This is a genomic window from Cryobacterium sp. TMT2-10 (assembly GCF_004403075.1).
Lineage (GTDB): Bacteria > Actinomycetota > Actinomycetes > Actinomycetales > Microbacteriaceae > Cryobacterium > Cryobacterium shii.
Genome location: NZ_SOGW01000128.1, coordinates 47991 through 54527, shown reverse-complemented (window position 1 = coordinate 54527; position 6537 = coordinate 47991). Strand labels below are relative to the sequence as shown.

Annotated in this window: 6 protein-coding genes and 2 pseudogenes; 2 read left to right on the top strand and 6 right to left on the bottom strand. The window is 69.5% G+C overall.

Going from position 1 to position 6537, the window contains the following annotated elements; genetic code table 11:
• On the top strand, positions 1-1097 hold a 1097-nt coding region (locus E3T37_RS16105; RefSeq protein WP_166806123.1), incomplete at its 5' end, for an AAA family ATPase.
• 78 nt (positions 1098-1175) lie between these two features.
• On the opposite strand, the gene E3T37_RS16100 is transcribed toward E3T37_RS16105, so the two are convergent.
• From E3T37_RS16100 to E3T37_RS17520, 4 genes and pseudogenes are all read right to left on the bottom strand, one after another.
• Complete coding sequence (locus E3T37_RS16100; protein ID WP_134368280.1) at positions 1176-1556, bottom strand: four-helix bundle copper-binding protein; 381 nt, start codon at positions 1554-1556, stop codon at positions 1176-1178.
• 57 nt (positions 1557-1613) lie between these two features.
• Positions 1614-2812, bottom strand: a pseudogene (locus E3T37_RS16095) (IS110 family transposase).
• A 529-nt stretch (positions 2813-3341) separates the two neighbouring features.
• Positions 3342-3785, bottom strand: a complete 444-nt coding sequence (locus E3T37_RS16085; protein WP_241975780.1) for a sirohydrochlorin chelatase — start codon at positions 3783-3785, stop codon at positions 3342-3344.
• Positions 3782-4066: a sirohydrochlorin chelatase gene (locus E3T37_RS17520; RefSeq protein WP_241975781.1), complete on the bottom strand. Its 285-nt coding sequence runs from the start codon at positions 4064-4066 to the stop codon at positions 3782-3784. Before E3T37_RS17520 ends, E3T37_RS16085 begins: the two co-directional genes overlap by 4 nt.
• A gap of 87 nt (positions 4067-4153) precedes the next feature.
• Between E3T37_RS17520 and cyoE the strand changes: the two genes are divergently transcribed.
• Positions 4154-5104, top strand: coding sequence for a heme o synthase (gene cyoE / locus E3T37_RS16080; protein WP_160140999.1), 951 nt, complete (start codon positions 4154-4156; stop codon positions 5102-5104).
• 37 nt (positions 5105-5141) lie between these two features.
• Here the strand turns inward: cyoE and E3T37_RS16075 are convergent, their stop codons facing one another.
• Both E3T37_RS16075 and E3T37_RS17880 read right to left on the bottom strand, forming a co-directional pair.
• The gene (locus tag E3T37_RS16075; RefSeq protein ID WP_134368278.1) at positions 5142-5276 is read right to left on the bottom strand and encodes an FAD-binding oxidoreductase; all 135 of its coding nucleotides are present in this window, start codon (positions 5274-5276) and stop codon (positions 5142-5144) included.
• Positions 5277-6094: 818 nt separating this feature from the next.
• Positions 6095-6394, bottom strand: a pseudogene (locus tag E3T37_RS17880) (FAD-binding protein); the annotation flags it as partial.
• Positions 6395-6537: the final 143 nt, after the last annotated feature.

The window sequence follows — 6537 nt, the reverse complement described above, 5'->3', positions numbered from 1 at the left end:
TCGCCCGCCGGCGCGAGACCGAGCGGGCCGCGGCCGAGGAGGCAGCTCGCCGCGCCGTCATCCGTCGCCGGCAGGTGGCCGCGGCCACGGATGTCGCCCAGGCGCTGCCCCGGGTGCTCGCCGCCGTTGATGCCTCGGTGGCCGAGGCCCGGGTGCGTCTGGCGGGCGCCGAGCACGAGCGCAGCAGCCAGAACGAGGAGCTGGCGGCGCTGCGCCGGGACGACAACGCGCTGCGCACCCGCCTGCAGTCGGTCACCGAGACGGTGCACGGGCTCGAACTGGCGATCTACGAGAAGAAACTGCACCTCTCCGGACTGCTGGAACGCGCCGGCAGCGAGCTCGGCCTGGTGGAAGAGGTGCTCGTCGCCGAGTACGGCCCCGACCAGCCAGTCCCGGCGGACGACCCCAACGGAGAGGCCTCGAGCTTCGACCGTGAGGAACAACAGCGGCGCCTCGCCGTGGCCGAACGCAGGTTCGCCCAGCTCGGCCGCATCAACCCGCTCGCTCTGGAGGAGTTCGCGGCGCTGGAACAGCGGCACCGGTTCCTGACCGAGCAACTCACCGACCTCACCAACACCCGGCGGGACCTGCTCACGATCATCGAGGAGATCGACGAGAAGATGGGCGCCATCTTCGGCGCCGCCTTCGAGGACACCCAGGCGGCGTTCGCCGAGGTCTTCCCGGTGCTGTTTCCGGGCGGAAGCGGCAGCATCCGTCTGGCCGACCCCGATAACCTGCTCACGACCGGCATCGAGGTCTCCGTCAAACCGGCCGGCAAAAAGATCGAACGCCTGTCGCTGTTGTCCGGCGGCGAGCGCTCGCTGGCGGCCGTGGCCCTGCTGATCGCGATCTTCAAGGCCCGCCCGAGCCCGTTCTACATCATGGACGAGGTCGAGGCCGCGCTCGACGACGCCAACCTCGGCCGTCTCCTGACCATCTTCGAGGACCTGCGCGCCGCCAGCCAGCTCATCATCATCACCCACCAGAAGCGCACGATGGAGATCGCGGATGCCCTCTACGGCGTTTCGATGCGGCAGGACGGGGTCTCGGCCGTCGTCGGTCAGCGCGTGGTGAAGGACGAGGCGCAGCTCGTCTGACCGGCGACGGCCGCGGCGCGGCGCGGGCTACACCGCGGCGCGGACTACACCGCGGCCAGGGTCACACCGCCTCCCGGGCTAGAGCGCGGCGAGCAGCGTGCCGCAGGCGTCCATGACGCGCCGGCAGGCCATGGTGCAGGTGAGCCACGACGGGTACAGCTCCGCCATCCGCTCGCAGGCCTCGACCGAGGCCGAGCAGGACTCGCGGCACGTCTCCAGCATGGCGATCGCGGTCGCTCCGTCGCTGTGCACATGCCAGGACAGCAGCCGGCTGGTCGCGGAGCACACCTCGATGCAGTCAAGGTCGGCCAGGAAGCAGTGGGTGATCTCACCGTTGCCCTCGAGGGCGAGGCAGGCGGCGGCGCAGTCCTCGCTCACCTGCACGAGCGCGACACAGGCCTCGACGCACCGGTTGATCCCGGTGCGCACGGACTCCTCCGGCCATGTGCTCGTCACCATGCCAACACAGTAGACCCGGGCCCCGCGCTTGTCGGGGGGGGTGCCCCTATGTTTTTGTCAAGCGGCGAGTTGATGGTCGGTTTGATAGAGGGTGCCGTCGCGGAGCATGGCGTAGAGGACGTCGCAGCGTCGTCGGGCGAGGGCGATGAGGGCTTGGTTGTGGCGCTTGCCTTGGGCGATCTTGCGGTCGTAGTAGGCCCGTGAGACCGGGTCGCGAGGGCGGCGAAGGCCGAGAGGAATAGCGCCCGTTTGAGGATCTTGTTGCCTCGCCGGGAGGGATGTTCACCGCGGATGGAGCTGCCGGAGCGCCTGGTCACGGGGGCCAGGCCAGCGTAGGCGGCGAGGTGGCCGGCGGAGGCGAAGTCCTTGCCGGAGACTTCGGTGAGGAGTCTGGCTGCGGTCCTGATCCCGACTCCGGGCATGCTGATCAGGACGGGGTGAAGAGGGTGAGCCTCCACGAGCCGCTCGACTTCGACGGCGATCTCGTCCCGTTGCCGGCGGAGCGCGGCGAGCTGTTCGGCAAGCTTGGGGAGCACGATGCTGGTCGCGTTCGTGCCGGTGACCACGACGGTCTGCTCGGCCAGCGCCTGGGTAATCTCGTCCGCGAGGCGCCGGCCCATTCGCGGTGCCAACTTCAGCAGCCGGTTACCGAGTCGGGTTGGGCCAGCGGCCTTCATCGTCGCTGGCGTTGGGTAGCGCTGCAGCAGATCCAGCACCGCCGGATGGTCCAGGTGCGGGCCCAGGACCCGCTCCAACGCAGGGTGGATCTGGGTGAGCAGGCCCCGGATACGGTTGCTCGTGGCCGTGATCTGGCCGACGACATCGTCGTCGAAACCGCAAAGCATCGAGAGCTCAGCGACCTGCTCATCGGCCAGTTGCAGTGACCGCAGCGCGTGCGGGAGGCTCCTCGCGGCTTGGGCGATGATCGCGGCATCGCGGGCGTCGGTCTTGGCTTCGCCCGCGTGCAGGTCCGCGATGCGCCTCATTGCCAGCCCCGGCAGGTAGCCCACGAGCACGTCTTCGGCCTGGGCGACGGCGATCGGCAGGGCGCCGATGGTCGCGGGCTGATCGACGACGAACAAGACCTGGCCGTGTCGTTTCAGCTGCCCGATCAGCTCGCGGAGCTTCGCTTCGTCATTGGGCAGTGCCTTGTCGAAGAGTTGTTTGCCGGTCCGGTCGAGGGCGACCGCGTGGTGTTCTCCTTTGCCGACGTCCACGCCGATGAAGACGTCGACGCTGTCGTAGTTCTCGATCATGAATCCTCCGTCTCAGGTTCCAAAAGTCGGCCTGAACCGCGGCATCAAGTCTCGGCATCCACGTTACGAACGGCCTGGGACGAGTCCCGGTCCAGCCCCTATCAGCGATCACCTGATGCCAGTCAGGCCCGGTGACAACACCCCCCGGATCAGGGGCGACTGGGGGCAAGAACCATGCCGGGCCTGACAGGCCAACACCCTCACATAACTACACGATCAAGGGCTACGAAGAAAGTAACGGGGCGTGCCGTCGACCTTCCATTGGCCGTTCGGCCGGGAGGAGGGGCGGGGGCGACGCACGGGTTGTGCCGTCTCGGTCTGGCTCGGTGACACGATGGTTTCCTCCTCTGGGACGCGACGTGCGGCGAAAACGGATGCGCCGGGTGCGTGGGAGAAAACGTACCGAGGATGGGGGGTGGGCGACACCGGAGCCGTAACGGCCGGTCACGCGCCGTAGCGGTGCGTCACACAGTCGCGGACGAGGTCGCCGGGGGCTACGGTGCCCGGCGCCTTCCGGGGCGGATCGGCCTCAGAGCGCGCTGCGGTAGCGGCCGGTCACGAGCTCGACGAGCAGCCCGGGGGCCGGCTCGTTCGGCACCAGGAGCGGGCGCGTCACGACATCCGCCCCCGCCCGCTCGACCAGCCCCTGGAAGTATCCCGGCGCGAGCAGGTAGCTGCTCACGACGATGCGGCGACCCGGGTTCTCGATCCGCGCCGTCGTGACCGCGCAGGCCAGCCGCGGGGTGGCGGCGGAGAGGAAACCGAGGGTGACCTCCCGACCGGATGCCGCGGTGAGCCCCGCGGCGACGACCCGGCAGGCCGAGACCGCGCGGGGGTCGCTGGAGCCGGCGACCGCGAGCACCGCCACGTCCTCCTCCGCCACGTCCTCCTCCGCCAGGCCCGCTTCCTCGAGCCGGTGCCGGAGCAGGGCGATCAGCCGGTCGTCGGGGCCGAGCGCCGGTCCGAGCGTCACCTGACGCTCGGACCGGCGTCGACGGCCTCCGTGAGGTCCACGTGCACGTGGTACCCGGCCGACAGCAGCAGCGGGACCACGACGGCGGGCAGGCCGGCCGGCAGCGCGGCCAGGGTTTCCGGCGTGTCCGGATGCTGCACGTCGACGAAGCCGAGGGTGACGGTCAGGTCGGGATGCGCCTTGGCGACCGCGCGCATCAACCCGGCGACCGCGGCCTGGCCCGCGGGGGACGAGGTGCCGTGGGCGATGCCGACGAGGGCGGGGGAGCGTTGGATCGTCACCCCACCATTCTGCCGGTTCGTCCTTCTCCTGTGACCCCGGCGCTTATGATTGAGGTATACCGCCTACCCGATGGGAACACCTTCCGTATGACCGCGCGAGCCCCGTTTTCAGCACGTGACCGGGTCGACGGCACCGATGGGGCCCTCGCCGCCCGCGGAAGCGGAACGTCCTTCCGCGACACGCTCACCAGCTACTACTCGCTGACCAAGCCCGGCGTGCTCTACGGCAATGCGCTCACCGCCGCCGCCGGCTTCCTCCTCGCCGCCCGGGGCCAGGTCGACCTGTTCCTGTTCGTGGTGCTCTGCGTCGGCACCACGCTCGTGATCGCCTCCGCGACCGTGCTCAACAACGTGCTCGACCGCGACATCGACATGGTGATGGAACGCACGAAGAAGCGGGCCACCGTCACGGGGCGCGTGGGGGTGCGGAACGCGGTCATCTTCTCGATCCTGCTCTTCGTCTTCGGCATGGGCATGCTCGCCGCCTGGACGAACTGGCTCGTCGTCGTCGTCGGCCTGGCCGGCTTCCTCGTCTACGTCGTGCTCTACGGGATGCTGTCCAAGCGCCTGTCGATCCACGGCACCCTGGTCGGCAGCGTGTCCGGTGCCGCACCGATCCTGGCCGGCTACGTCGCCGTCTCCGGGGCCATCGACATCGGTGCGGTCCTCGCCTTCCTGGCGGTCTTCCTCTGGCAGATGCCGGAGTTCTACTCGATCGCCATCTACCGCCACGACGAGTACGCCAGCGCCGGCGTGCCGGTCATCTCGGTGGTGCGGGGCATCCGCAACACCACGATCCAGATCTTCGTGTACACGGTCGCCTTCGTCGTGTCGACGCTGCTGCTGCCGGTGTTCGGCTACGTGGGGTACGTGTACACGACCGTGATGGGCGTGCTCGGCGCCTACTGGATCTGGCTCGGCATCGTGGGCCTGCGCACCGGCGACCCCGCGCCGTGGGCACGCCGCATGTTCCGTTTCTCGCTGGTGATCATCCTGGCGCTGTGCCTGATGGTCTCGGTGGGCCCGGTCCTTCCCTAGCCGCGGTCCTTCCCCAGCCGGACAGGGCCTACTGGTTTCAGCTCGGGAGCTGCCGGTTGCTGCGGAACAGGCCGTCCGGGTCGACGGCGAGCTTGATCCGCCCCAGCCGGGCGAGGCTCTCCGGCGGCAACGCCGCGGACAGGTCCTGCCCGGGGACGAGGAACGTCGGCACAATGCGGGGTCCGCGATCTCCCGGACCGCGATCTCCCGGACCGCGTTCTCCCGGACCGCGTTCTCGAAGGGCCCGAAGACACTGCCCCGATCGATTCGGCGACTCGGGTCCAGCAGGACCGCTCCCGCGTAGACGAGGTACTGCGATTCGAGATGCCCGACGATGCCCGTGGCATCCGGGGCCGGATCGGAAATCGCGCCCCCGAGCGGCCGCAGCTCGAGCATGCTGATGCCGGCGGGGGTCGTTGCGGTGAACGCCTCGATCAGCGGGCCGAACCCGTCGTCGCCGAGTTCGCTGATGGCCGCGGTCCAGTCGAGGAACGGGAGAGGGTCGCCTGGTTCGGCCGAAACCTCGCCGAGGTGCCCGATTTCGAACGGTGCGGTCATGTCGGCGATGACGGGCGCCGTGGCCAGCAGCGGGGCGATCAGCGTGCGGGCGGCGTCGGCGTCGCCGACGAAGACGACATCCATGGTCGCGAAACCGTGGCCGCGCATGAGCTCCGGCACCACCTCCAGATCGGGCATGTTGATCAGCCCGGCGAAGATGGTCAGCTCGTCGGGTGCCGTCGCCATGATCGCGGCGAACCGCTCGAACACGACTCCCGCTGCCTCGAGCGGGAACACGATCTTGCCTCCGAAGAGCGCGGGGGCGGGGTAGAGGTCGATCTCGATGGCCGTCACGATGCCGAGCAGACCGGCCGCGCCGCGCAGCCCCCAGAGCAGCTCGGCGTCGCCCTCGGCAGTGCTGTCCGCGACCACGCGTCGCTGCCGACCGTGCGCGTCGACAAGCTCGACCGCGCGGATGGAGTGGGCGGCGAGCCCCTTACACCGGCTGAACCAGGAGTGCCCGCCCGAGAGCAGGTACCCGGCGCAGGTCACGTCCGGGTTGGTACCGGCCAGGGCGATGAGGCCGGTTCCCTCGAGGCGGGGGAGCACGGCGCCCCATTTGGCGCCGGAGCCGATCCGGGTGAAGCGCTCTTCGACCTTGATGGTCACCTCGTCAAAGGCGGAAGTACGCACCAGGATGCAGTTGCGCAGGTCACTGTTCGCCCCGTGTCCGTTCGGCTGCACCGCGATTTCGTAGCCACCGGCACGGGCGGCGTCGATAATGAGTCGCACATCGTCGGCGCCTGCGGGAATGGCGACCGCGGCGGGACGTTGTTCGACGGCCCGGTTCCAGGGTGACCTCGCCTGGTCCTAGTCGGCGTCGCCCGGAAGGACCAGCCGCCCGTCCAGTGCCGCGGCGAGGGTGCGAAGGTGGG

What these genes read in the sequence shown, in the direction of transcription:
- E3T37_RS16100 (WP_134368280.1), bottom strand. Translation starts at nt 1,556, where the DNA reads ATGGTGACGAGCACATGGCCGGAGGAGTCCGTGCGCACCGGGATCAAC.
- cyoE (WP_160140999.1), top strand. Translation starts at nt 4,154, where the DNA reads ATGACCGCGCGAGCCCCGTTTTCAGCACGTGACCGGGTCGACGGCACC.